The organism is Halalkalibacter oceani (genome assembly GCF_023715705.1).
GTDB classification, from domain to species: Bacteria; Bacillota; Bacilli; order Bacillales; family Bacillaceae_D; genus Halalkalibacter; species Halalkalibacter oceani_A.
This window is the reverse complement of the sequence record NZ_JAMBOS010000012.1, coordinates 40,174-64,735: the sequence shown is the minus strand read 5'-3', so window position 1 is coordinate 64,735 and position 24,562 is coordinate 40,174. Positions and strand designations below refer to the sequence as shown.

The 24,562-nt window shown below is 47.5% G+C and carries 22 protein-coding genes; 15 read left to right on the top strand and 7 right to left on the bottom strand.

Features of this window, described 5'->3' with window-relative positions; translation table 11 throughout:
* Window positions 1–48 precede the first annotated feature (48 nt).
* Entirely contained in the window at window positions 49–894 is an 846-nt protein-coding gene (locus M3212_RS12655; protein ID WP_251194349.1) for an AraC family transcriptional regulator, read from the bottom strand.
* A gap of 279 nt (window positions 895–1,173) precedes the next feature.
* On the opposite strand from M3212_RS12655, the gene M3212_RS12650 reads away from it, so the two are divergent.
* From M3212_RS12650 to M3212_RS12635, 4 genes are all read left to right on the top strand, one after another.
* Window positions 1,174–1,557 carry a BlaI/MecI/CopY family transcriptional regulator gene (locus tag M3212_RS12650; RefSeq protein ID WP_251194348.1) on the top strand — a complete coding sequence of 128 codons (384 nt, stop codon included), beginning with the start codon at window positions 1,174–1,176 and terminating at the stop codon, window positions 1,555–1,557.
* Between the two features lies 1 nt (window position 1,558).
* The gene (locus M3212_RS12645) at window positions 1,559–3,364 is read left to right on the top strand and encodes a BlaR1 family beta-lactam sensor/signal transducer (protein ID WP_251194347.1); all 1,806 of its coding nucleotides are present in this window, start codon (window positions 1,559–1,561) and stop codon (window positions 3,362–3,364) included.
* A 313-nt stretch (window positions 3,365–3,677) separates the two neighbouring features.
* Window positions 3,678–5,666, top strand: a complete 1,989-nt coding sequence (locus tag M3212_RS12640) for a penicillin-binding transpeptidase domain-containing protein (RefSeq protein WP_251194346.1) — start codon at window positions 3,678–3,680, stop codon at window positions 5,664–5,666.
* A gap of 24 nt (window positions 5,667–5,690) precedes the next feature.
* Window positions 5,691–7,697, top strand: a complete 2,007-nt coding sequence (locus M3212_RS12635; protein WP_251194345.1) for a peptidoglycan D,D-transpeptidase FtsI family protein — start codon at window positions 5,691–5,693, stop codon at window positions 7,695–7,697.
* 456 nt (window positions 7,698–8,153) lie between these two features.
* Here the strand turns inward: M3212_RS12635 and M3212_RS12630 are convergent, their stop codons facing one another.
* Both M3212_RS12630 and M3212_RS12625 read right to left on the bottom strand, forming a co-directional pair.
* Window positions 8,154–8,579 carry a GNAT family N-acetyltransferase gene (locus M3212_RS12630; RefSeq protein ID WP_251194344.1) on the bottom strand — a complete coding sequence of 142 codons (426 nt, stop codon included), beginning with the start codon at window positions 8,577–8,579 and terminating at the stop codon, window positions 8,154–8,156.
* A 42-nt stretch (window positions 8,580–8,621) separates the two neighbouring features.
* Window positions 8,622–9,356, bottom strand: coding sequence for an alpha/beta hydrolase (locus M3212_RS12625; protein ID WP_251194343.1), 735 nt, complete (start codon window positions 9,354–9,356; stop codon window positions 8,622–8,624).
* A 237-nt stretch (window positions 9,357–9,593) separates the two neighbouring features.
* Between M3212_RS12625 and M3212_RS12620 the strand changes: the two genes are divergently transcribed.
* Both M3212_RS12620 and mobB read left to right on the top strand, forming a co-directional pair.
* Complete coding sequence (locus M3212_RS12620; protein WP_251194342.1) at window positions 9,594–10,874, top strand: molybdopterin molybdotransferase MoeA; 1,281 nt, start codon at window positions 9,594–9,596, stop codon at window positions 10,872–10,874.
* Window positions 10,838–11,359, top strand: coding sequence for a molybdopterin-guanine dinucleotide biosynthesis protein B (gene mobB, locus M3212_RS12615; protein ID WP_285874350.1), 522 nt, complete (start codon window positions 10,838–10,840; stop codon window positions 11,357–11,359). Before M3212_RS12620 ends, mobB begins: the two co-directional genes overlap by 37 nt.
* 82 nt (window positions 11,360–11,441) lie before the next feature.
* Here the strand turns inward: mobB and M3212_RS12610 are convergent, their stop codons facing one another.
* A complete protein-coding gene (locus M3212_RS12610) occupies window positions 11,442–11,669 on the bottom strand; it encodes a group-specific protein (RefSeq protein ID WP_251194340.1) in 228 nt (75 codons plus the stop codon).
* Window positions 11,670–11,914: 245 nt separating this feature from the next.
* Window positions 11,915–12,703, bottom strand: a complete 789-nt coding sequence (fdhD, locus tag M3212_RS12605) for a formate dehydrogenase accessory sulfurtransferase FdhD (protein ID WP_251194339.1) — start codon at window positions 12,701–12,703, stop codon at window positions 11,915–11,917.
* 439 nt (window positions 12,704–13,142) lie between these two features.
* Between fdhD and M3212_RS12600 the strand changes: the two genes are divergently transcribed.
* From M3212_RS12600 to M3212_RS12565, 8 genes are all read left to right on the top strand, one after another.
* Window positions 13,143–14,402: an L-lactate MFS transporter gene (locus M3212_RS12600; RefSeq protein ID WP_251194338.1), complete on the top strand. Its 1,260-nt coding sequence runs from the start codon at window positions 13,143–13,145 to the stop codon at window positions 14,400–14,402.
* A 67-nt stretch (window positions 14,403–14,469) separates the two neighbouring features.
* Window positions 14,470–14,832: a DUF2294 domain-containing protein gene (locus M3212_RS12595; RefSeq protein ID WP_251194337.1), complete on the top strand. Its 363-nt coding sequence runs from the start codon at window positions 14,470–14,472 to the stop codon at window positions 14,830–14,832.
* Window positions 14,833–14,960: 128 nt separating this feature from the next.
* On the top strand, window positions 14,961–17,321 hold the full coding sequence (locus M3212_RS12590) for an FdhF/YdeP family oxidoreductase (RefSeq protein ID WP_251194336.1): 2,361 nt from the start codon (window positions 14,961–14,963) through the stop codon (window positions 17,319–17,321).
* A gap of 366 nt (window positions 17,322–17,687) precedes the next feature.
* Window positions 17,688–18,239, top strand: a complete 552-nt coding sequence (locus M3212_RS12585; RefSeq protein ID WP_251194335.1) for a phosphatidylglycerophosphatase A family protein — start codon at window positions 17,688–17,690, stop codon at window positions 18,237–18,239.
* Window positions 18,240–18,678: 439 nt separating this feature from the next.
* Entirely contained in the window at window positions 18,679–18,864 is a 186-nt protein-coding gene (locus M3212_RS12580) for a hypothetical protein (RefSeq protein WP_251194334.1), read from the top strand.
* Between the two features lie 250 nt (window positions 18,865–19,114).
* Window positions 19,115–20,182: a C4-dicarboxylate TRAP transporter substrate-binding protein gene (locus M3212_RS12575; protein WP_251194333.1), complete on the top strand. Its 1,068-nt coding sequence runs from the start codon at window positions 19,115–19,117 to the stop codon at window positions 20,180–20,182.
* 114 nt (window positions 20,183–20,296) lie between these two features.
* The gene (locus M3212_RS12570) at window positions 20,297–20,776 is read left to right on the top strand and encodes a TRAP transporter small permease (protein ID WP_251194332.1); all 480 of its coding nucleotides are present in this window, start codon (window positions 20,297–20,299) and stop codon (window positions 20,774–20,776) included.
* Window position 20,777: 1 nt separating this feature from the next.
* Window positions 20,778–22,061, top strand: a complete 1,284-nt coding sequence (locus tag M3212_RS12565; protein ID WP_251194331.1) for a TRAP transporter large permease — start codon at window positions 20,778–20,780, stop codon at window positions 22,059–22,061.
* A 144-nt stretch (window positions 22,062–22,205) separates the two neighbouring features.
* Here the strand turns inward: M3212_RS12565 and M3212_RS12560 are convergent, their stop codons facing one another.
* Window positions 22,206–22,526: a helix-turn-helix domain-containing protein gene (locus M3212_RS12560; protein ID WP_251194330.1), complete on the bottom strand. Its 321-nt coding sequence runs from the start codon at window positions 22,524–22,526 to the stop codon at window positions 22,206–22,208.
* A gap of 163 nt (window positions 22,527–22,689) precedes the next feature.
* Between M3212_RS12560 and M3212_RS12555 the strand changes: the two genes are divergently transcribed.
* A complete protein-coding gene (locus tag M3212_RS12555; RefSeq protein ID WP_251194329.1) occupies window positions 22,690–22,899 on the top strand; it encodes a helix-turn-helix domain-containing protein in 210 nt (69 codons plus the stop codon).
* A gap of 95 nt (window positions 22,900–22,994) precedes the next feature.
* Here M3212_RS12555 and fumC read toward each other — a convergent pair whose 3' ends face one another.
* Window positions 22,995–24,386, bottom strand: a complete 1,392-nt coding sequence (gene fumC, locus M3212_RS12550) for a class II fumarate hydratase (protein ID WP_251194328.1) — start codon at window positions 24,384–24,386, stop codon at window positions 22,995–22,997.
* Between the last annotated feature and the right edge of the window lie 176 nt (window positions 24,387–24,562).

Here is a 24,562-nt window from a genome sequence, read left to right as displayed (position 1 = left end):
ACTTCAAATGAAACCTTCATGGAAAGCATGAATAGAAGCCACGTTTATTTACTTCTCCTGAATCGAGATCCAGATCTGACTTTTTTGATCGTTACTAGCTAGTATTTCTGGACCTTCTGCCAATTCATAGGATGATGAAGGAAGCCACTCTGAATAGATCCGTTGCCAATGTTCTTCAACCTGCTCCCAGTCTCCATCTACTTCAAAAATTGCCCATAGTAAGGCAGGTACTTCTAAAGTGGAATACTTTTCTAACGGCTCTTGTGACGTGGCTGCCCCGATATATTGGTCAAAGCTTGCCTTCCCTTCATCATTTTCTGAGTAATTTACTGAAACATGAATGATACCGTGAGGCTCTTTATTTGCGATGGACTCCAGCTCTTTCATCTCGGTATCACTGATTGCAGCTATCATACTTTCGTAAGTCGGTGTTAGTAACTCATTCACCATCTCAACTTCATATTTAACCCCCACCACGGTAAATGGGTCTTTTTCAACAATACGATAATTCATCTCGGTTCCTCCTTGGATCGTTAATTGAAAGCTCATTCTTGGAAAGGCTTTTACGTTTTGCTCTGTATTTCTGGCAGCTGAAGGAGTAACGCCATGGTAGCTTTGAAATACGCGTGAAAAGGCATCCGGTGATTGATATCTATATTTGAGTGCTACATCGATCACTTTTACCCTTGGATCCTTCAAGTCCAATGCTGCCAATGTCAAACGTCTTCTCCGAATATATTCTGAGATGGTAATACCTGATAAAAGAGCAAAAAGACGTTTGAATTGATATTCGGAGCACAAGGCAACTTTAGCTACCTCCTTTAAATCAATGTGGTTACTCAAATTTTCTTCAATATAATTTAATGCCTCGTTCATTCCTTTAAACATCTCCATGAATGTACCTCCCTTCTCCTGTCATATCATAACAGGTGAACCGGCAGCCAACCCGACTTTTTATGCTTTTATCAGTCGGTTCTCATAATTACCATTTATTTTAAAATGAGTGCTTCGGCAGTCTGGTCGGATTGTTGAAAAGGTTATTATCTTTATTATCTCCGGACAAAATTTTTACAATCGGACAAGGGCTTCGCCTGTTTTCTCCTCTGTTGACTTCCTGAGCGGGCGGTCCTATAATTGAACTATTACATTAGTAAGTTTAAGGGTGGGTAAGAGATGAAAAAGTTACCGCAGATTTCTGAAGCAGAATTAGAGGTTATGAAGATCATCTGGCGGCATCCGCACAGTAATACGAAAGAGGTCATTGAAAAGCTGTCAAAAACGAGTTCATGGAGTCCGAAGACGATTCAGACGATGCTGCTACGCTTAATTAAAAAAGGGGCGCTGCACCATTATAAAGACGGGCGCGTATTTGTTTATGTGCCGAATGTGGAAGAGAGCGACTACATTGAAGTCGAGAGCCAAAGCTTTTTAAATCGTTTTTATAACGGGACGCTTAATTCAATGGTGTTGAACTTTTTAGAGAAGGATAAGCTGTCCGAAGACGAGATTAATGAACTATATGATATTTTAGAAGAACGTAAGAGAAAGAAGGAATAACATGGAACATTCTTTCTTTACTCTTTTTCTAATTAGCAATTTGCTTATTTCCCTCCTGCTCGTTGTCGTGATCTGCTTAAAAAAAGCGGTCAAGCATCATGTCACGGTCAACACGCTGTACCGGATCAGTGTGGTCTCTTTCCTGCTCCTGCTTGCGCCATTTTTTCCCGTTCATCTTTTGAATTTCAATTCGTTTGCTGAGTGGCTCAGCCGTTACCGCTCGCTCAGTCCCAATTTGGCCGGGGATCAAACTGCGGCCACTCAAACGGGGACAGAAGGGCAGAATGGAACCTGGCTGCAGGATTTTTCGGTCGCGGTGGAGCAGTCGTCTATTAGCCACGTCGATTCTGTTTTGTTGCTGATCTGGGTCGCCGGCATGGCGGTGATGCTTCTGCTGACGTTGCACAGTAACAGGCGTATTTTTAGCATTAAAAAAAGTCTGCAAGTCGTCGACGATCAGCAGCTGTCCAATCTTTTGGATGATTGTCAGCACAAAATCGGCTTTTCAAGAAAGGTCGTACTCGGTCATTCGGCGTTGATTACATCACCGCTTACCTTCGGTGTCGTTCGCCCGTATATTGTGTTACCGAAGGATATCTCTCATTTAACAAAGGATGATCTGAGATACATTTTGCTGCATGAGCTGTATCACAGTAAACGAAAGGATATGCTCGTCAATTATTTGCTCGGGCTGTTTCGGACGATTTACTGGTTTAATCCGTTCGTCTCGTATTTCTTAAAGGAAATGAAAACCGAGATGGAAGTATCCTGTGATTATGCCGTGCTAAAACAGGTCGACGAGGAAGAGCATCTTCATTATGCTGAGGTTATTTTAAAATTCGCTACGCTTTCCCAGCGAACGTCTCCACTCGTTGTCGCTTCTGAAATAAGCAGTTCATATAAAGAAGTAAAACGAAGAATTGTAACAATTGTCGACTTCAAACGGGAATCACCGCAGCTTAAGCTAAAAAGCTCATTTGTTTTTACGGCTATGTTAGCACTTGTGTTACTAAGTACGCCGACGCTTTCGGCGTTTGCGGTAAACGCCGATCACTATCATTTCTCGGGTGAACAGGCTGTTTATAAAGATTACAGCCATTTCTTTGACACTGTTTCAGGTGGTGCAGTGCTGTTTGACCCTGCTTCAGGCCAATATACTGTTTATAATCGGGAAGTAAGCACAAGACGGTACGCGCCGGCCTCGACCTATAAGGTATTCAACGCCTTATTGGCGCTCGAGGCGGGAGTGATTACGAGAGCCGATTCAAAAATGGCCTGGGACGGAACCACCTATCAATATGAGGAGTGGAATCGTGATCATGATCTGTTCACGGCGATGGCCAGCTCAGCTTCATGGTATTTTCAGCAGCTTGATCAGCAGTTGGGCAGAACGGACTTGCAGCGTTACTATGAGCAGCTTGATTACGGCAATGCGGAATTATCGGGCAGTCTGGAAAACTACTGGGCCGATGCCTCGCTTATGGTCTCCCCGGTAGAGCAGATCGAGATGCTGAGAAAGCTGTATGAGAATCAGCTCGGCTTCGCTCAGGAAAATATTGAAACGGTAAAAGACGCGATCCTGCTGGAGCAATCAGACGGTGCGCGCTTATATGGAAAAACCGGGACCCTAACGTTTAACGGAGAAGATCGTAGTGGCTGGTTTGTTGGATTTGTGGAAACGAACGAAGGACCGCACTATTTTGCCGTTCATATTGAAGGAGAGCGGCAGGCTGGGGGAAGGGTGGCCTCTGAAATCGCGCTTTCCATCTTAGAACAGGAAGGGATATACCAATCGGTTGAGCGGTAATTGAAACGTCCGAACATCGGGGCTGGGACAAAAGGTTGTTTTTTACCTTGTCCCAGCCCTTAAGCGATCTGTTAAAGCCTGTGGCGCGTGAAGTCACCTGTTCGTTTTAAAAAGGGAAAGACGGCCCTGTCGTTTTTCTTTGAATGTCTTGACTTTTAAGATTACACATGTAATATTAATTAATATTACATGTGTAATCTTTTTTGTTAGATGAGAAGTGTAAAAATTGGCGGGGCGCCGGCTTTTGCGCACCGCTATAAAGCAAAGACGCCAGAGGTGTTTTTCTTACTGAATGGAAGGGCAGGTTCAAAAAATGGATGCGAAAAAAATCATGCTTGGATGTGTATCAATCCTTCTTTGTCTCTCTATTTTCGCCTGCAGCAAGGAGGAGCAAACTCCAGAGGAAGCTTTTCACGACTTCGCCGGTTATTTGCAGCAAGGAAACTATGAAGAGATGTATGAATTATTGACAGACTCTGCAAAAGAAGCGATTTCGGCGAAAGCGTTTATTGAACGGTACGAAAAGATTTACCAGGGAATTGAGGCAAAAGAGCTGACGATCAACGTTGAGCAAATAGACGAGGAAACAAAGCGATCAAAAAATGAGCCATATCCGCTTTCCTTTACACAAAGGATGCTGACAAGAGCTGGAGAGGTAACAACCGCTGCCGTGGCGGAACTGGTTTTTCATGATGAGACGAAAACCTGGAAAATCGACTGGACGCCAGGGTTAATTTTTCCTGAGCTGGCGGAGGGAGATAAAGTACGGGTCGAAACGCTGCCTGCGAAGCGCGGAGAATTGTTTGATCGAAACCGTTCCGGCTTAGCTGTTAATGGAGTCATGTATGAAATCGGGCTCGTGCCGGAGCGGATCGAGTCAGAGCAGGAAACCGTTGAGCAGCTGGCACATGTTCTCGGTCTCTCGCAGCAGCAAATAAAAGAGGCGTTACAGCAGGAATGGATCAAGCCTGACATGTTTGTTCCACTGCTTTCCATTCCGGTGGAGCAGCAGGAAACCGTGGCGCAGATTCATGACATTGCCGGAGCGACTTACCGGGAGGTCGGCGCCAGAGTGTACCCGTTTAAACAGGCGACGGCTCATCTAACCGGCTACATAGGTCCGATCTCTGCTGAGGAATTAGAAAAATTGAACAGCGAGGGCTATCAAGCCCATGATCAGATTGGCAAAGCAGGGCTTGAAAAAATAGTAGAGCCCAAGCTGCGCGGCGAGGACGGCAGCGTCATTTACATTGTTGATCAACAGGGGAATCAAAAAGCCGAGATTGCCAGAAAGGAAGCGGTTGATGGGGAGGATATCCAATTAACGATTGACGCCGGTCAGCAGCAAATGATTTACGAGCAATTTTCCAATGAACCGGGCACGGCGGTTTCGTTGAATCCAAATACAGGAGAGGTGCTGTCACTGGTCAGCTCTCCTGCCTATGACCCGAACGAATTCATTCGCGGCTTAACGGCAGAAGCATGGCAGCGGCTCAATGAAAATGAAGCAAAACCTTTGTTGAACCGTTTCACCCAAAGATATGCGCCAGGTTCAATCATGAAGCCGGTGACAGCGGCGATCGGCCTTGCCCATAACTGGGATAGTGAAGAGGAGAAACAGATTAGCGGGAAACAGTGGCAAAAGGATTCCTCATGGGGAAATTACGCCATCACGAGAGTAAACGAAGTTAACCGTGTTGATTTAACCGCTGCCCTCGTCCACTCTGACAATATTTATTTTGCCCAGATGGCACTGGAGCTCGGAGCTGATGCGTTTCTGAGCGGGCTGAACTCCTTTGGATTTCACGAAGAGATTCCGTTTCCGTACGGAATGGCGATGTCCACCGTGGCGAATAACGGAATCAGCTCGGACATTCAACTGGCGGACACCGCGTATGGCCAAGGGGAGCTGCTCGTCACGCCTTTGCATCTCGCGCTGTTGTATGCTCCATTCATAACCGGAGAGATGCCTAAGCCGCTGCTTTACAAGGACGAACGACCTTCCGTTTGGAAGGCTGACGTCATAGAAACAGAGGATGCCGGAAAAATTGTCGCAGACCTGACGGCGGTTGCTGCGGAAGGGGTAGGAGGCGCAGGTACGCTCGCCGGAAAAACCGGAACGACGGAATATAAACAAACCCAGGGTGAAGCGGGAAAGGAAAATGGCGGATTTATCGCTTTTCATGCTGACAATCCGGAACAGCTGGTGCTGATGATGATTGAAAATGTCGAACATCGCGGAGGCAGCTCCTATGTCGTGCCGAAGGTCAGAGCGATTTTGGAGCAGCTGGCACAGGAATAGCGGTGTAAGGAAGAGGAGACGAAAATGGAAAAAAGGAAAGTGCATTATCAGCAGCGGCTGCAAATTCTGTTTGCGACGATTTTTCTCTTATTCACGTTGTTGGTTGTACGGCTTGGCTATGTTCAGATTTTACATGGAGAACAATTTGAAGCGCAATTAGCTTCAGCACAGGAGCGGCTGATTCAAACGGATGCCCCGAGGGGATTGATGCTCGATAGATATGGCAAGGTTGTCGTCGACAATGAAGTGGAACTCTCATTAACATATATGATGCCTTCAGCCAACACGAGTCCGACTGTGCTGTTAGACATCGCGCAAAAGCTGGCATCCTTTCTTGAGATTGATCCGTCAAATGTAACTGAACGGGATATGAAAGATTATCTTTTGCTGACGATGGATGAAAATGAGCGACGCCAGCTGCTCGGCTCTGACAAACAAAATAATGAGCTGAGCCATGCGAAGGTCTATCAATTAGAGCTGGACGCGATCACCGCGGAGCAGCTGGCGGCGTTAAGTAGGAAGGATTTGGCGATCATCGCCATTTACCGTGAAATGATTCAGGGAACGGCCATCGCACCGCAACGGATTAAACGCAATTTGACGGAGGAAGAAGCGCATTTGCTTATCGAACATTTAGCTGAACTGCCCGGAGTCGACATCCAGCTTGATTCCCGGCGGTCCTACCCATATGGAAGCTCGTTGCGCGGCATTTTTGGCAATGTCAATTTTATTCCGGGCGAGAAGCTCGACAGCTATGTCGCGCGAGGCTATCAACGGAATGAAGTCGTTGGGGTAAGCTATCTTGAGGCCCAATATGAGGAAGTGTTGAAGGGAGTCAAGGCGGTTCATACGCAAGGTGAAGCCGGCAAGGCACAACAGCACTCCGGCCTGAGAGGCAATGATTTGATTCTGACAATCGATATGGAACTCCAGCAAAAGCTTGAGACAATTATTGAAAATGAAATGAGCAATGCGGGCCGGCAGTCGTTTATCAAGGACCGCTCTGCCTATGCGGTGATCCTCAATCCGAAGTCCGGCGATGTGCTGGCGATGGCCGGCTTCCTTGATTCAGGAGACGGGACAAACAGCGCCGATCATTTAGGTGTGGTCAACAAAGGGTTTGAAATGGGCTCTTCGATTAAAGCGGCCTCGGTTTTAACCGGCTTTCATGAAGGGGTTGCCCAGCCCGGGACACAGTTTAACGACCGGACAATTTATTTGCCGTCGACCCCGCCAAAAAGCACCTGGAATAAAACCGGCTTTGGCTGGATTGATGATCTTTATGCGCTTGAGCAATCCTCAAATGTCTATATGTTTGAAATCGGAATGAGGCTTGCCAATTGCTATTACAGCGCGCCTCACACGCAATGCGGCTGGACTAGTGAGACGATCGCAGAAGCCTATCAAACTGTGCGCAACAGCTTCTCGCAATTCGGACTTGGCACGGAGACGGGAATCGATCTGCCAACTTATTTTAACGGGATGGAGGGAGCGAATACGAATGGCGGGAAGCTGCTTGATTTAATGATCGGACAGTATGATACGTATACGGCGCTCCAGCTCGCCCAGTACATCGCGACGATTGCCAATGACGGCTACCGGATGAAGCTTAATCTCGTGAGGGAAATCCGTGAGCCGACAACGGACAGAGAGGAGCCAGGCGTCGTCGTCCAGCAATTTGAGCCGACTGTCTTAAATCGCATTGAAATGAGCGACGCCCATCTCGAGCGGGTGAAGGCAGGACTGCGCCGTGTCGTCACGCACGGAAATGCCGCCACAAGATTTGCGGAGATCCCGCAGTATGAAGTGGCTGGGAAGACAGGCACTGCCCAAGTGAAGATCGCCGTTGGCGAAGAGCGGAAGACGGTCATCGACGGCGAGACGCAAACGTTTGTAGGATTTGCGCCATACAGCGACCCTGAAATCGCCTTTGCCGTTGTCGTCCCGCACGCCAAGCTTGACCGTCACGGTGCCAGGCAGGGAATGGCGCAGCATATTGCCAGGGAAATTGTTAAAGCTTATTTTGAGTGAGAGAGGGGACAAAGCTGAATGTTTAGTATGAGCGTGGCTCTGTCAGAACTGCTGTTGATTAGTCTATTAACAATAGTTGTAAAAATGGTTTTCAGACTTCTGTCAAAGCCGTCCTGCAAATAAAAAGCGAGCTGTCTCTTTGAGACAGCTTCTTCCGTTCCTTGCTTTAGTAACGGTGATAATCCTCTGCCGCGATCGCCTTCGTTCTGTGAGGGGGCTGTGGTAGCGCGTACATCGAATACAGTTTTAGTGGTCAGATATGTTTTTTACCTGCCGTAGTAGGAAGCGGAGTTGAAAGTGAATTACTTGGCAGGGGAACAAAAATCCAGGATAGATCTTAAAGTTTAAAGCCCGTTGTGAGTGGGTTTCTCACAACGGGCTTGTGGCGTGTGAAGCCATTGCCAGTAGATCCAAAGCTCGTTTTGTTCAAAGCGCAGTGATCGCGCCATTGAACCTTTAAAACACTTTCACCATCGTAACATGCGGGATCCCGGCATCAAGAAATTCGCCCGAGACCGTTTCGTAGCCGAGCTTTTCGTAAAAGCGTTCTGCCTGGCGCTGGGCGTTGAGCTTCATTTTCCCGGCCCCTTCGCCCCGTGCGGTTGCTTCGATTTTTTCCATCAGGAGGCGTCCGACTCCTTTGCTCCGCGCTGCTGCGGCAATGCAAATTCGTTCGACCTTGCCATATCCGTCCACAAAGCGCAGACGCCCGGCTCCGACGGGCTGCTGGTCCTCGTCATAGACGACGAAATGGGTTGCCGTCTCTTCATATTGATCGATTTCTTCCTCCAAGGGCACCTTTTGTTCTTTAACGAAAACTTCCGTGCGAATATGGAAGGCATCGTCTAATTGCTGTTTTGTTTCCACTTTGATCACTTGCATCGTTCCAATTCCTTTCTGAGATGAAATGGTTCCAACACTTTGTTAGTAAGGTAAAAGAGTAATCAGTCCCCGTGGGAGGTCCTTTTGCCAGTATTTCCACGTATGATCCCCATCAAACTCTTCGTAAAAATAAGAAAATGGTTTTGCCTGTAACGCCTGGTTAAGCTGACGGTTCGGCTTTAAAAAGTCGAGTGTTTGTCCGTCGGTCGTTTTCACTGCGGTCTCTTCCAGACCGATCACGTGATAAATCGCCAGCTCTGTCGGTTTATCATAGTGCTCAACTGCCGTCAGTACGCGCTCATCAACATAAGGCGAATGCATCATCACCTGACCGAACAGGCTCGGGTATAATAAGGCGGTCATTAGCGAGACCGTTGCCGCTAGAGAATCACCGGCCAGGGTCCGAGATGAGGCAAGCTGATGGGTCGGATAGTGCTGATCGAGAAACGGCAAAAGCTCATGCGCGAGAAAACGGATATAAGCGTCTGTTTTCTCTCCTTGTGGATGATAGCGCCGGCGGCGTTCGTCGACAGAAGGATATGGAATTCCGACGACGATTGTTTCGCGGATTTCCGCTTCTTCAATTAAGGACTCGACCTGGCGGGGGATTCGCCCCAGCTGAAAATAGTCGTTGCCGTCCTGGCAGATCAGGACATCGTATGTATTCAAAGGTGTAAACTCGGGAGGCGTGTATACAAGTAGAGGGATATCCTCTTGTAGCTCCCGGCTCTGGATCACATGGTCATGAACGGTTCCCTTCAGGTTACGTCTTGTCATAGCGGTCAAATCCTTTCTATGATAGTGGCTCTGCCGATTAAACAGCTCTGTCAATCGAGCCGCTGCAAATTGGGCCTGTACAATCACAAAAACAGGATAACAGATCCAACTTTCATTCTACCTAATTCCAGAAAAGATTGCTACATTGACAGTGAGCCGAAAGATTGTCCTTGCAATGTCTTGTTCATCTATGGAATTATAGAGTCAGCAATTTTCTTAAAGGACGGAGTGAGCATAATGGTTGAAAAGAGAACACCGATTCCGGTTGGGGAAGCCGTTCAGCGTCTCAGTACGCAGAATGTGTCCGGAAAAACAGAATTAATTCCGCTTGAGCTGTCCTTTGGCAGAATCCTGGCTGAGGATATTTGCGCTTCTCACGATGTGCCTGCCTTTGACCGCTCGCCTTATGACGGCTTTGCTGTGCGAGCCGACGATACGCAGCATGCGAGCCAGGATCAGCCGGTCCGCTTCAAAGTGGTCGGTGAAATTGGCGCCGGCTCGCTTTTTAGCGGAGAAGTGAAACCGTTTCAAGCCGTGCGGATTATGACAGGAGCTCCGATTCCCGCCGGCTGCGATGCCGTCGTGATGCTCGAGCTGACGAAGGAACTAAGCCGGGACGAAATCGAGGTTAAGCGTGCTTTCCCGCGTGGCGCCAATATTTCAAGGCAGGGGGAGGACACGAAAAAAGGGACGGTGCTCGTCAAAAGAGGGATGACGATCAATCCGGGAGCCGTCGCCTTGCTTGCGACCTTTGGCTACCGTCATGTTAAGGTCGCTGTGAAACCGCTGATTGGCATTTTGGCAACCGGAAGTGAGCTCGTCGATGTTGATGAGCCTCTTGCACCGGGAAAAATCCGTAACTCCAATGCCTATATGATGATCGCCCAAATTGAGCGGGCGGGCGGGAAGGCTGTTTATTTCGGCAAGCTTGAGGACGAATTTGAAGCCTGTTTGCGAGCCGTAAAGCAGGCGTTGACCGAGGTTGATTTCCTCGTAATTTCTGGTGGGGTGTCGGTCGGTGATTATGATTATGTACCGGCAATTTTGCGAGAACTCGAAGCGTCTGTGCTATTCAACAAGGTCGGGATGAGGCCGGGAAGTGTGACCACGGCTGCAACGGTGGGAGAAAAGCTGATTTTTGGACTGTCGGGCAATCCGTCTGCCTGCTATGTCGGCTTTGAGCTCTTTGTCCGGCCGATGATTCGCAAAGCATTATTGGCTGACAAGCTTCATTTGCGCAAAGTTCAGGCGGTGCTCGGTACTGACTTTCCAAAGCCGAACCCATTCATGCGCTTTGTCCGTGCCCGTCTGTCGCAGCAGGCGGAAAAGCTGGTTGCGGCTCCTTCCGGCAAAGATAAATCAGGGATTGTCAGTTCATTGGGAGAAACGGATTGCTTCATTGTCCTCCCGAGTGGGACGCGCGGCTATGAAAAAGGAATGATTGTTGATGTGCTGTTACTCGATGATGAACAGGGGAGTGAATGGCCGTGGAGCAATATAGTCCCGTCTTACAAGTAGTCGGTTTTCAAAATAGCGGCAAGACGACACTGGCGGAAAAGCTGATCAAAACAGGAGGAGAGCTTGGCCTGAAAGTAGCGGCGATTAAGCATCATGGCCACAATACGCCGCAAAAACCCGAAGCAGGCCTGAAGGATAGTGAGCGGCACAGGCAGGCGGGTGCAGCGATTACGGCAGTGGAAGGCGGCGGCTCCCTGCAAATTCATATTCAGCAGCAATCCTGGTCTTTAGCCGAAATACTCGCTCTTTATGAGCAGTTTTCCCCCGATCTGATCGTCGTTGAAGGCTACAAAAAGGCGCCCTATCCGAAGCTTGTCCTCCTCCGGGGGGAGGAGGATCTGGAGCTTTTACAGGAGCTGACGAATGTCCGGGCGGTCATTACCTGGAAACAGTTGCGGCTTGGGACGCATCCGTTTCCTGTTTTTTCACTGGAAGAGGCGGACCGACAGCTCGCTTCATTCATTCAATCGGTTATGCCCTCGTAAAAAAGCCTGGTATAAAAGGTTGATTTCACCACCTTTTAACCCGGGCTTTTTGTCACCTTAAATCCTGCATTTGTCGCACTTTTTAATAAACTAGCTTCTTCAGTTTTTCATTTCGCTCCTGTTGTTCAGCTGCCGAAGCGAGGTCGTATTTTTTTAAGAGATGAAACAGTTCATTCAGCTCAGGCTGGGATGGTTCTGTTGTGAGGAAGGCGGAGCTTTGCTGATAAAGCTCGTTTGGCAAGAATGGCTTTTGCGCTTCCAGTTTGTGACGTACATCGTCAAGTGGATGATCCAGTTTACATGAATTCATGTGTAGTTCCTCCTTCAGTAGTGTAGGTAGATTCGGAAAGGCGCTGCGCACTTAAAAAGAATGTAACGGCTCGAAGGACGCTTACCGAGCTTAGACAAAACTCGGTAGCATACAGTAGCAATGGCTTCGCTCGCCACAAGTCCGTTATGAGAAACCCACTCATAACGGACTTTAAAAGATCGTGGCGGCTCCGCTCATTGCTTAGAGGATGGGCAAAATGATAAAAACAACCTTTTTGCCCATCCTCATAAAATAATCCGTTCGGGCTTCGAATAGATGTTAAAGGACGTGCCGCGGATAAAGCCGACGGCCGTAATATTTAAATCTTCGGCGAGGCGGATCGCCAGGTCGGTCGGCGCTGATTTGGACAGAACGATGCCGACGCCGATTTTGGCGGCCTTTGTCAAAATTTCAGAAGAAATTCGACCGCTGAATACGAGGATTTTATCCTTGACGGGTATCCCGTTCAGAAGGGAATAACCATACAGCTTATCAAGCGCATTGTGACGGCCGATATCGGAGCGGCTGACGAGCAGCTCATCGGTCGAACAGAGAGCTGCATTATGGACGCCGCCTGTGTTCTGAAAGACAAGGCTGTCGGCTTGCATCCGCTTCATTAAGGTCAGGCACTGCTCAGCAGTAACCGTGGTCGCTGCCATCGATGTTTTCGCAGTGCGGACATCATTTTGAAAATAAAACTGGCGGCTTTTGCCGCAGCAGGAGCCGATGAAGCGCTTCGAAAAGGATTGCTGGTTGATGAAGTCGTCTTTATAAAGCTCGACATAGGCAAAGCCTTGATCGCGATCAATCGTCATATCCTTGATCTCTTTTCTAAAACGAATCACTCCTTCAGAGGCCAGAAAGCCGAGGACGAGTTCGTCGAGATTCTCCGGGCTGCAAACCATTGTCGCAAACTCCACTTGATTAATAAAAATTGTCAACGGAAATTCGACCGCGATTTCATCGACACACGACGTAAATGATTTGTCTTTATATTTCACAATCTGTTCTTTCGAGCTCAATGACTCCGTCAACATGTCCCTCCTCCTTTTTCCCCATCTGTTGCTTTTATGACTATCATATAACCATACTCTTTGACAACTGACAAGTAGAAAGAAACTGTTATTCAAGAATATAAAATGTTGGAGTGAGGAGAGTGAAGGCAGCGGATTATCCGTTGCCGGAGACACGTGGAACAGCTTAGCAAAGCAATTTCTTTGAAATTTGTATGAGAAAAAATATTGAAAAGAGACAAGAAACACGTTATGATTGAATAGAATTCAATAAATTGTAACATTTAATGATCGAGGCAGCGACCCTGTCGTCGGTGTTAAGTGTTGCAATGAAAGCGATTACTATTGGTGCGAAAGTAGCGAATCCTGCTTGAGACTAATCGTCGTGCTTCTTAAAGGAATCTGTCTGTTCCTTTGAGCGAGTCACGGCGATTTTTATTTTGATCAGAAAAAAGGAGAGATGAAGATGGGGGAAGGGAAAAAAGTAAAAAATCGGTGGTTAATCGCGCTCGCTGCTGTGGGGATTCATATTTCAATCGGGTCGGTTTATGCGTGGAGCGTGTTCACGAATCCGATTATCGAGCAGCACGGCTGGGATTTAAGCGCCGTTTCGTTGACATTCAGTATCGCCATCGCTTTTCTCGGCTTGTCAGCAGCTTTTATGGGTCATTTTGTTGAGAAGTACGGGCCGCGCGTTTCCGGCTTAGTGGCGGCGACTTTTTTTGGAATTGGACTTGTCGGGGCCGGTTTTGCCATTTCGATCGATTCCCTGATTCTGCTATACATAACGTATGGAGCACTCGGCGGGATCGGCCTGGGGGTCGGCTATATTACACCTGTTTCGACGCTGGTCAAATGGTTCCCGGACCGCCGCGGGCTTGCGACGGGGCTTGCCATTATGGGCTTCGGCTTTGCGGCGATGATTGCCAGTCCGATCATGGCCAGTCTGATTCAGTCAGTCGGGATCGCAAACACGTTTTTCACATTAGGCATTGCCTATTTCGTCATTATGTTTGCCTCGGCATTATACATTGAGCGTCCGCCAGCAGGGTATATGGAAGAGGTGGAAACGGGTGAGAAGCGTGTCAGCACAGATCTTTCTCAGCTGACTGCCAACGAAGCGGTGAAAACGAGACGGTTTTGGTATTTATGGCTGATGCTCTTTATCAATGTTACCTGTGGGATTGCGATTTTGTCCGTTGCCTCGCCGATGGCGCAGGAAATTGCCGGCCTGTCCGCCGCAGCCGCTGCGACGATGGTTGGGATTATGGGCGTCTTCAATGGTTTCGGCCGTATCGGCTGGGCTTCGATTTCCGACTATCTTGGACGCGCCAATGTGTATACGCTGTTCTTTTTGATCCAGATCGTTTCCTTTTTTGCCTTGCCGAGCATTACCCATGCCGTATTGTTCCAAGTCGTATTGTTTTTAATCCTGACTTGCTATGGCGGGGGATTCGCCTCAATTCCGGCCTACATCGGTGATCTGTTTGGCACGAAGCAGCTTGGAGCGATACATGGCTATATTCTCACCGCCTGGGCGGGAGCTGGTCTGGTTGGCCCGATCCTTGCTTCATGGATTCGGGAAACGACAAACAGCTATGCCGGCACATTGTATATTTTCGGCTTTATGTTTATTGTGGCATTGGTTGTCTCCCTTGTCATTCGCATTGATATTAAGCAGCTTAAGAAAAAGAATGCTGTCACGAATTTAGCAAGCTAGTTTATTGACATTTTCATGGCGGCATTCTACTCTTTTAAGAGAGAACATGTAAACGAGGGCCACAGACATGAATAAATACGAAGCGGAATTCAGTAATTTAGTCCGTTCCTTTCGCAAAAAGCATATGGGAAAGGGACCGAGTCAAATTAATACGACATTTTGTAAGAATTGGGCGATTTGCGAAATGCAGGGGAACCTTTCTCCGGTAGAGAAATTCATTGCGACCGCCGACGAAGGCAAGCAAATGCTGCGTGCGGCGCGTACGGAAATGGTGAAAGAGATGTATCGCAAAAACCGTCCTGTTGAGATGGAGGAGTTTTTGCAGGCGAAGTTTGTTGATTTATTTGTCGATATTGATATTGAACGCGATTTTGGCATGTCGATCTTCGTATTTGATGATAATATAGAAGAGAAGTTTTCAAAAAAATAATTGGTTTGGCACTTAGTAGCGCACCTGCAAAAGACTCAACCACCGTCTACCCTTACCTGGATTCTGGCAAGGAGAAGCGGTGGTTTTTTGCGAGAATGACTGAAAATGCAAGAAGGAGTGATCTGTTTATGGGGAAAACAAAGCATTCAGGACCGATCAAACTGCCGCATACGCCGGCACCGAAGCTGTGGGCAAGCAAGGTACCATTCGGCTTAGGAAAGGTTAAGCCGAAGCATATTCGCGATACGATGAAGGTCGTCTGGAATAATCGAGATAATTTGCAATATGCGAAGAACATTATTACAAAAGGGGTCTGTGACGGCTGTGCCCTTGGCGTTGCTGGGCTGTATGATCAGACGCTGGCCGGGCCGCATCTTTGCACGACCCGTTTAAATGTGCTGCGGCTCAATACGATGCCGGCGATGAAGGAAGAGATTGTCCACGCTGATATTGATGAGTTGCGCAAGTATTCGAGCGCCGAGCTGCGTGAGCTCGGACGAATTCCGTATCCGCTCATCCGTCGCCCGGGCGAGCGTCGCTTTTCGCGAATTGAGTGGGATGAAGCGATGGACCTCATTGCTGATAAAATGAAGAAGCTCGATCCGAAAAACTACGCCTTCTATTTAACGGCGCGAGGCATTACGAATGAATCCTATTATGTCGCTGCCAAGGTAGCGAGATTTCTTGGAACGAACCATATTGACAATGCGTCGCGGATTTGTCACTCACCATCGAAAACAGCGCTTAAGCGCTCGCTCGGCATCGGGGCCTCAAGCTGTAACTACAAAGACTGGATCGGTTCAGATGTGATCGTCTTCTGGGGTTCGGTCGCAGCGAATAATCAGCCGGTGTCGACGAAATACATGTACGCGGCGAAACGAAAAGGAACGAAAATCATTTGCATTAACCCGTACCGCGAACCATCGATGGAGAAATACTGGATTCCGTCCATTGGCGAGTCGGCTTTATTTGGCACAAAGCTCGCGGATGATTTTTACCAGGTGAATATTGGCGGAGATATTGCGTTTATGCACGGGATTATGAAGCATTGGTTTGAGATGGAAGCAGCAGAACCGGGTTCAGCGATTGACCATGCTTTCGTGGAGGCTCATGTCAATGGCTATGAGGAACTAAAGGCGAAGGTCGCCGAGCAGTCCTGGGAAGCGATTGTTGCCTCTTCCGGGGTAACACAGGAAAGAATCGCGGAGCTGGCTGAGCTGCTTGCCAAGAGCAAGTCTGGGGTGTTTGTCTGGTCAATGGGACTGACAATGCACACCTTCGCTTCAGATAATATTTCCCAGGTGGCAAACCTTGCTTTGCTGCGCGGATTTTTAGGCAGAGAACATTGCGGTGTCATGCCGATCCGCGGTCATTCCGGCGTTCAGGGAAGCGGTGAGATGGGCGCTGATCCGTTCGTGCTTCCGGGAGGGGACTTTGAACCGGCCAATATTGAACGGATTGAAAAGCTCTGGAAATTTGAGCTGCCAAAATGGCAGGGAGATGTGCTTGGCGTGTCGCTTGAGAACATTATGCTCCCTGAAGACCATGAGCGGAAAATCAAGCTGTATTACTTATCGGGCGGGAACTTCCTTGAAACAATGCCTGATCCTGACTTTGTTGAAAAAGCATTATCCGAGCTTGAAATCCGCGTCCATCAGGATATTATTTTTAATACGTCGACGCTCGTTGACGCGAAGGAAGCGGTCATTGTCCTTCCGGCGAAAACACGTTTTGAGCAGGATGGCGGAGGTACGTCAACTTCAACGGAACGAATGGTCTACTTTTCTCCGCCGATTGATGGAAACAAACAGATGATTGAAGAAGCACGTTCCGAGTGGAAAATTTATCTTGATCTTGCGAAGCGGGTCAGACCGGAAGATGCCGAGTTGATCGACTTTGCGGACGGTCAGGCGATCCGCGACGAAATTGCATTGGCGAATCCGAATTATGATGGCATTCAGCATTTAAAGGAACAGGGTGATGTGTTCCAATGGGGAGGAGCCTGGCTCTGTGAGGACGGCGTTTGTCCGACACCGGACGGCAAAGGAAATTTAATCGCTGTCGACATTCCCGACTTGAACAAAACAGCCGGTGATTTTTATATCACAACAAGACGAGGCAAGCAATTTAACTCAATGGTGTACAGCGAGAATGATCCGAATAATGATGCGGATCGCTACGACGTGCTCATGAATGCGGAGGACGCGAAGGATTTAAGCATCACAGAACGGGAAAATATCGTCGTCTACAACCAGTACGGTGTGTTCAGCGGCAAGGCGCGTTTTATCGACATTGCCCGAGGCAACATTGAATTGTATTTCCCTGAAGGAAACTTCTTGTTGCCAAAAGGTGTGTACGAGGATCTGGCGAAAATCCCGAGCTACAACATCGCCGTCAAGGTTGAAAAAGCCGAGCGCTTTAACGCCCGCAAAGATGTCAGCTACCTGGAAAGAAGAATAGAAGAATTAGAAGAGACAGCAGAAGGTTGATTAACAACCGGACAGCAATAGTTATAGAAGGAAGCTGCTGAAAAAGTACGATTTCACTTTTTCAGCAGCTTTTTCGTAATGAGCCTAGTCGTTGCCTGATTTTGAAAGCAATGCGACGAGTGGGTTTAAAGATCGTGGCGGTTATGCTCATTGCTTAGAAGCAGCAAATTTATGATGGTTAAGCAAATAATAATACCTAATTCTTTATTATTCATTCGAGGCCAGAGTGAAGGAAGTATAGAGTTGGCGCTTTAAGACCGGCGCAAAAGGAGAACATCCTTTGGCCCAAGCTCTTCTTCTTTTTTCCTGTTACCAGACGGGCGGATGCGGGTATGGTAGAATATGATAGATAGAGGAGGGAAATCAATGAAGAAACCAGTACCATGTGAAGCAGTAGAGAAAGCAGCTCGTGATAAGCTGACAGAACGGGGCGTTGCCGTTCAGGATATTGCGAATATTGTGTATGATCTGCAAGTGAAATATAATCCCGATTTGACGATCGAGGAGTGCTACGAAAGCGTCGATGCCGTTCTTTGCAAGCGTGAAATTCAGCACGCAATCCTCGTCGGGGTTGAATTGGATATATTGGCTGAACAGAAAAAGCTGTCCGAGCCGCTGCAATCACTCGTCGAATCTGATGAAGGCTTGTTCGGGGTTGATGAAACGATAGCGCTCGGCTCCGTGTTCGGCTTTGGCAGTATCGCCGTGACAACATTTGGCTACCTTGACAAGGAAAAGGTCGGAATCATTGATGAACTGGACAAGCGGAAGCCGAAAATTGACACGTTTCTTGATGATCTTGTCGCAAGTATCGCGGCGAGCGCTGCAGCCAGACTGGCCCACCGCCAGCGCGATCGCGAAGAGAACCGCCGCCTGGAGGATATCAAGCAACGGGAAAACGAAGAATTAATTGGATAATAATCAAAACATACTAACAGAAGAGGCTGGGACAAAAGGTTGTTTTTTTACCTTTTGCCTAGCCTCTAAGCAATGAGCGGAACCGCCACGATCTTTTAAAGCCCGTTGTGAGAAACCCACTCACAACGGGCTTGTGGCGTGTGAAGCCATTGCCAATTTGTCTCAAAGCCTGTTTAGCGCAGTCTATTTCAGGAGCGGGGTCCCTCGTGATCATCATCTTGTTGTATTAGCCCGTTCTTCTCGTCCAATTTTTTTCAACGTTAACATTTGCTTAAAAAAGAGAATAATTTGTAAAAAAGCTGAAAATAAATATAATTATAATCAGTAACCAAAACGCTTAAGCTGTTAATGAAATTCCAGTATGATACCATTATCTCTACTTGATATAGTCACAAATGATAAGCAGAACGACGAAAAAGTGGAAAGGGAAGGGCCGGATATGAAGAAATTGCCGAAGTGGGTCTATTATAAGCAAGTGTTTCAATCGAAGTTTCAGGCTGGCTGCGTCAAAGCGAAAATCGAGGACAACTGGATCAATGGCTATGAAATCGGGCCGGTCGTTGAGATCAAAAAGCTGAAAACAAATCGCTATGTCGTGCGCTATACGTATGATGAAATTATGTGAAAAGCAAGGAAATAACAAAATGATAAGCCTCCATAAAAACGGTGGTTTCCCAACAATTTAAGCAGGGAAACGCCGTTTTTGTAGTATGGAGACTTTTATCCTGTAACAATATCAAAAAAAGGTATAAAATCGCAATTTTAGGCAATTTTTATTTATCCAGTGGTTGCTATAATTGGAAATGGGGATGAGAGCGATCGCGTTTTATGTAAGCGCTATCCTTCCTTAGATGACATAAAAAAGGGGAATTATGATGAAAAAAATCGGTAAGCTGTTACTATTTTTATTTACGGTTTTCTTGTTAACTGCTGTTGCGGCTTGTTCTTCCGGTACGAGTGAAGAGGGGGCTGCCGAGAATGCAGAGCCAGAGGCTGCTGATAACGAAGCGGACGAGGCCGTAGATGGAGAGCTCTATTCGATCAATATCGCTTATGGAAATCAGCCTGGTGAGCCTGTCGATGAGCTGGCGAAAAAGTGGAAGGAATTAGCCGAGGAAGCGAGTGGCGGAAGGCTGGAACTGGTTCTTTATCCGAGCTCGCAATTAGGCGCTGAAAAGGATGTCGTCGAGCAGGCGCAAATGGGTAACAATGTGATCGTGCTTGCCGGGTACGACTTCTTAATGGATTATGTTCCTGATGCCGGCATATTAACGGCTCCTTATTTAGTGGAAGACATAGATGAACTGCTTTACTTAACGGAGACAGATTGGTTTGAAGGGTTACGGGGAGATTTAAGGGAGCAGGGCATTGAAGTTGTGACAACAAGAACGGTGTATGGAGAGCGTCATCTTTTAACAAATGAAAAGGTGGAAACTCCTGAAGATTTAAACGGGTTAAAGATTCGTGTGCCAAATAATCAAATGTCAATTCAGGCCTTTGAAGCAATGGGGGCGGCAGCGACACCAACGCCTCTAGGAGAGCTGTATACGTCACTTCAACAAGGTCTTGTCGATGGAGCAGAAAATCCGCTGCCCGTTCTTCAAGGGGTGAAAGCACATGAGGTGTCGAAGCATCTTGCCTTGACAGGGCATCAGAAATTTATTACCGCCTGGATTGGCGGCACAAGCTTCGTCGAGACGCTACCTGAGGATCTTGTGCAAATATTGAGAGAAACAGGTGATGAGGCGAGTGAATTTGCAAGAGCGGTCCTGGATGAACAGACAGAGGATGTGTTGGCGGAATTTGAAGCGGCAGGTGTCGAAATAAACGAGGTTGACACGGAAGCGTTTAAACAATTGGTGCAAGATGTATATGAAGCGTTTCCTTCCTGGACGCCTGGTTTATATGACGAAATTAAGGAACTGCTGGAGAACCAACCATAAAAAATCGATACAATTGCGACAGACTGTATCGCGGTTTGAAAAAAGTCAGTCATGAAGCGTTTTGTTCATGGCTGGCTTTGTCGACTACGGTTCAGGTGTCAGGGGGAAAGCATAATGGTCAAGTGGTTAAAGTGGCTCGATGATGGTATTGCCACAATCGCCCTTTCGGCAATTATTTTGCTGACGGGTACGAATGTGTTTTCACGTTATCTGTTAAATAATCCACTGCCGTGGGTGGAGGAATTGACAATCGGGCTGTTTGTCTGGTTTGTCTATATCGGTATCAGCTCGGCGATGAAGCGCAATAGCCATGTTGGCGTCGATTATTTTGTTAATAAAATGCCGCGGCCGTTACGGATCATCAGTCTTTTCGTCCGGGCGGCAGCGATTTATTATGTACTGTTTTATATTTTTATTTACCTCGGCATGGACTTTACGATGCAGGCATCGAGCAAGCTGACACCAATTCTCGGGATCAGCTATCAGACGATCAACATCGCTGTGCCGATTGCCGGACTGTTTACGGCTATTTACTTTACGAGGTCGTTCATTCGTACCCTCCAGCTGGAATTTAGAAAGGAAGGAGGGGCTTAGGATGTCACTGGCTGTTGTTTTATCGGTTTTACTGATCTTATTTTTGCTGAATGTCCCGATTGCGTTTGCCTTAATCGTCAGCACTGCTGTTTATTTTTTCTTTACCGATGCTTTTTCGAGCACCGTTCTGATTCAACGATTAGTAGGAGGGGTGGAATCCGTTCCTTTGCTGGCGATTGTTTTTTTTGTGGCAGCCGGTATTTTAATGAATTATACAGGCATCACAACCAGAATGCTGCGCTTTGCCCAAGTGCTGACAAATCGTCTACCGGGATCATTAGCCCAGGTCAATGTCGTCTTAAGCACGTTGATGGGGGGACTGTCGGGTTCCAATGTCGCCGATGCGGCGATGCAATCAAAAATCCTAGTACCTGAAATGGAAAAGAAGGGCTACAGCCGTGCCTTCGCGACGGCGTTAACGGCGTCAACCTCCCTCATTACTCCGATCATTCCACCGGGGATTGCCTTGATTATGTACGGCTATGTGGGAAATGTCTCAATTGGAAGCTTATTTCTCGCCGGTGTGCTGCCGGGAATCGTGCTATGTTTATCTTTTATGATCTATGTGCATGTTTACGCCAAAAAACATAAAATTGAAACGGAAAATAAAGTTAAGGTGACGAGGAAGGATTTTTTCTTTACATTTAAAGATGCGATATTGGCGTTACTGTTGCCGATTATCATTATTGGCGGAATCCGCCTGGGGGTGTTCAGCGCTACGGAGGCCGGGGCGATTGCCGTATTTTATGCTTTATTTTTAGGGCTGGTCATTTACCGTGAGATGAGGATGAGACAGCTCGTTCATGCCCTTGTTGAAACGGTTCAAACGGCCGCATCGATTTTAATTATTATTGCTGCAGGCTCCGCGTTTGCCTGGGTGCTGACGCTCGAACAGGTGCCGCAAAGGCTAACCGAGTTTATGGTGGGGCATGTGTCTTCGCCAGCGATGTTTTTTATCGTGGTCCTGATTTTTCTACTGGTTATCGGGATGTTTATCGAAGGAAATGTGTCAATTGTTATTCTGACGCCATTATTTATGCCGATGATTCAGCAGTATGAGATCGATCCGGTCCACTTTGGTATTTTCTTTATTGTTTGTATCAGTATCGGTACATTAACGCCGCCGCTTGGCACGATTATGTATACGACGTGCTCGATAACGGGGACGAAGGTCGAACAGTTTATTAAATATAGCTGGCCGTTTTTATTGATTCTTATCACGGCCGCTCTATTGCTTGCCTTTCTGCCAGGTATTTCGCTTTGGCTACCAACGGTTCTGCAGTAGGGAAGAATGGTTAGGCGGCTGCCACATGCAGAGAGCGAAAGACAAACGAGCTTTGACCTATTGGCAATGGATTCGCTCATTGCTAAGGGGCTGGATCAAAAGGTTTTTTTACCTTTTGATCCAGCCCCTCTTCTTCGCTATCTGTTATTGTTTCGCGCGGTACTTCCTAAAAACAGCCAGTGATTCTTTCAAGTAGTTAATCTCTTCATCGGTGATCGTATCAGAATAGAAAAGCTTAAGCTCTTCAGACTGCTCTAACGGGGCCGGGTTGTCTGTACGGCCTATTAAATAATCGGTTGAGCTGTGAAAAAAGTCCGCCAGCTTTTGCAATGTTTCCATATCGGGCTTGCGGTTGCCATTTTCATATCCGGAAATCGTGGATGGTGCGACATTTAGTTGTTTTCCTAGCGCCTTCATCGTTAACCCATGCTTCAATCGCAATGCTCGTAGGCGTTGTGAAAACATGCTTACTCCCTCATTTCAGTACATTCTGATTCTATTATACTTTGCGTAATGCAAGCAGTCAGCACCCAACGAAAATTTACGCGAAATGAATTGACGATTATGCGTTATGCGTTGTAAACTTATAAAAGAATATGTAGAAATTCTTCATAAGGGTGTGAGTGTGATGAGCTTAGCGAAAAAAGCGAGAAAAAAGATGGGATACAGCTTAGATCAGGCAGCCCAGAAGATTGGAATTTCAGCAGGGTATCTCTCACAAATTGAAAATGGGCAGCGGCATATTAGTGCTGATAGAGCGGGACAAATTGCTCATATTTATAATAGTGAATGTGAAGAAATATTTGTAGCAACTCGCTTTGCTCGCCGGGAAAAGTAAACTTCAAGTCAACATGATAAAGAGAAGGCGGCTTCGTTTTACACATCGGAAGTGTGGAACGAAGCCGCCTTTCTTTGAAAATAGGCGGCAGACTGCTATTCCTTTTCCGGAAACGCCATCGCTTTTGGATCAATGAGCTCCTCAAATTGTTCCCCGGTCAGATGACCGCTCTGAATCGCGGCTTCTTTTAACGTAAGGCCTTCTTTAAAGGCAAGCTTGGCAATTTCAGCCGCCCGCTCGTAGCCGATATGCGGATTTAAGGCGGTTACGAGCATCAGCGAGTTGTGAAGATGCTCCCGAATCACGGGTTCGTTCGCTTCGAGTCCGAGCAGCGTGCGGTCGTGAAAGCTTTTGATCGCATCGGCGAGCAGCCGGATGGACTGAAGTGTATTGTAAATAATGACAGGTTTAAATACGTTTAGTTGAAAATGCCCCTGACTGGCGGCGAAGCCAATCGTCGCATCATTGCCGAAAATTTGGGCCGCTACCATCGTCAGGGCTTCACTCTGGGTCGGGTTTACTTTACCCGGCATAATCGAGCTTCCCGGTTCATTTGCCGGGATTGTAATCTCGCCAATACCGGAGCGCGGTCCGCTGGCGAGCAGCCGGACATCGTTGGCGATTTTAAAGAAATCAGCCGCTGTCGCTTTCAAAGCTCCATGAAAATAGACAAGCTCATCATGACTCGTCAGCGCATGGAAGTAGTTTGGTGAAGCGGCAAACGGAAGCGCGAGCTCTTCGGCAAGCCTTTCTGCGACCTGTTGCCCGAAACGGCGCCGGGCGTTAATTCCGGTACCGACAGCGGTGCCGCCAATTGCTAATTGATAGAGATGTTTCAATCCTTCCCCGATTAATTCTTCACTCTTCTCAACCATTCTCAGCCAGCCGCTTATTTCTTGACCGAGCGTCAGCGGGGTGGCATCCTGCAGATGAGTTCTGCCGATTTTTACGACATCCCAAAATGTTTCTACTTTTTGCGCCAATGTTTTCCGGCATTCCTTGAGGACAGGTACTAATTGTTCAGTCGTCGCCAGGACCGTAGCGATATGCATCGCAGTCGGAAACGTATCGTTTGAGCTTTGTGAATAATTAAGATCATCATTCGGATGGACTTTCTCGCTGGAACCCTGTTTTTCCAGTAGTTCGTTTGCCAGACGGGCCAACACTTCATTGACATTCATATTCGTTTGCGTTCCACTTCCAGTCTGCCAGACAGCGAGGGGGAAGTGGTCGGACAATTCACCACGCAGAACGCGCTCGGCGGCGGCAATTATCGCGTCTGCCTTCTGTTTGGGCATATCGCCGTTCTGCTGGTTGACGAAGGCGGCGGCCTTTTTAATATGAGCGTAAGCCCGAATGACCTCCTGCGGCATTTTTTCCTCACCGATTGCAAAATTTGTCAAGCTTCGTTGTGTTTGCGCGCCCCAAAGACGGTCAGTCGGGACGTGAACCTCACCTAATGTATCTCGTTCTACTCTTGTTTTCATCGTAGCACCTCTGTTTCATTTGCATTTTTTTAGGGAAGGGAAGAATGATGCAGCGATACCTTTTTTTATCATTTGTTGTCTCTACGAGTCTCATTCACGAAATGGCTAAAAAATAAACCCTATTTACTTTTAAAATTGAGCTTGTTATAGTTTACGAGGAAGTAAGACGTCTGACT

Bases quoted from the DNA above. Each gene is read 5' to 3' on its own strand.
- M3212_RS12570 (WP_251194332.1), top strand. From the start codon at position 20,297: ATGGTCAAGTGGTTAAAGTGGCTCGATGATGGTATTGCCACAATCGCC.
- M3212_RS12590 (WP_251194336.1), top strand. From the start codon at position 14,961: ATGGGGAAAACAAAGCATTCAGGACCGATCAAACTGCCGCATACGCCG.
- M3212_RS12635 (WP_251194345.1), top strand. From the start codon at position 5,691: ATGGAAAAAAGGAAAGTGCATTATCAGCAGCGGCTGCAAATTCTGTTT.
- M3212_RS12600 (WP_251194338.1), top strand. From the start codon at position 13,143: ATGAAGATGGGGGAAGGGAAAAAAGTAAAAAATCGGTGGTTAATCGCG.
- M3212_RS12625 (WP_251194343.1), bottom strand. From the start codon at position 9,356: ATGACAAGACGTAACCTGAAGGGAACCGTTCATGACCATGTGATCCAG.
- M3212_RS12630 (WP_251194344.1), bottom strand. From the start codon at position 8,579: ATGCAAGTGATCAAAGTGGAAACAAAACAGCAATTAGACGATGCCTTC.
- M3212_RS12580 (WP_251194334.1), top strand. From the start codon at position 18,679: ATGAAGAAATTGCCGAAGTGGGTCTATTATAAGCAAGTGTTTCAATCG.
- M3212_RS12650 (WP_251194348.1), top strand. From the start codon at position 1,174: ATGAAAAAGTTACCGCAGATTTCTGAAGCAGAATTAGAGGTTATGAAG.
- M3212_RS12640 (WP_251194346.1), top strand. From the start codon at position 3,678: ATGGATGCGAAAAAAATCATGCTTGGATGTGTATCAATCCTTCTTTGT.
- fumC (WP_251194328.1), bottom strand. From the start codon at position 24,386: ATGAAAACAAGAGTAGAACGAGATACATTAGGTGAGGTTCACGTCCCG.
- M3212_RS12575 (WP_251194333.1), top strand. From the start codon at position 19,115: ATGAAAAAAATCGGTAAGCTGTTACTATTTTTATTTACGGTTTTCTTG.
- M3212_RS12560 (WP_251194330.1), bottom strand. From the start codon at position 22,526: ATGTTTTCACAACGCCTACGAGCATTGCGATTGAAGCATGGGTTAACG.
- M3212_RS12655 (WP_251194349.1), bottom strand. From the start codon at position 894: ATGGAGATGTTTAAAGGAATGAACGAGGCATTAAATTATATTGAAGAA.
- M3212_RS12645 (WP_251194347.1), top strand. From the start codon at position 1,559: ATGGAACATTCTTTCTTTACTCTTTTTCTAATTAGCAATTTGCTTATT.
- M3212_RS12595 (WP_251194337.1), top strand. From the start codon at position 14,470: ATGAATAAATACGAAGCGGAATTCAGTAATTTAGTCCGTTCCTTTCGC.
- M3212_RS12610 (WP_251194340.1), bottom strand. From the start codon at position 11,669: ATGAATTCATGTAAACTGGATCATCCACTTGACGATGTACGTCACAAA.
- M3212_RS12585 (WP_251194335.1), top strand. From the start codon at position 17,688: ATGAAGAAACCAGTACCATGTGAAGCAGTAGAGAAAGCAGCTCGTGAT.
- M3212_RS12620 (WP_251194342.1), top strand. From the start codon at position 9,594: ATGGTTGAAAAGAGAACACCGATTCCGGTTGGGGAAGCCGTTCAGCGT.
- M3212_RS12565 (WP_251194331.1), top strand. From the start codon at position 20,778: ATGTCACTGGCTGTTGTTTTATCGGTTTTACTGATCTTATTTTTGCTG.
- M3212_RS12555 (WP_251194329.1), top strand. From the start codon at position 22,690: ATGAGCTTAGCGAAAAAAGCGAGAAAAAAGATGGGATACAGCTTAGAT.
- mobB (WP_285874350.1), top strand. From the start codon at position 10,838: ATGGCCGTGGAGCAATATAGTCCCGTCTTACAAGTAGTCGGTTTTCAA.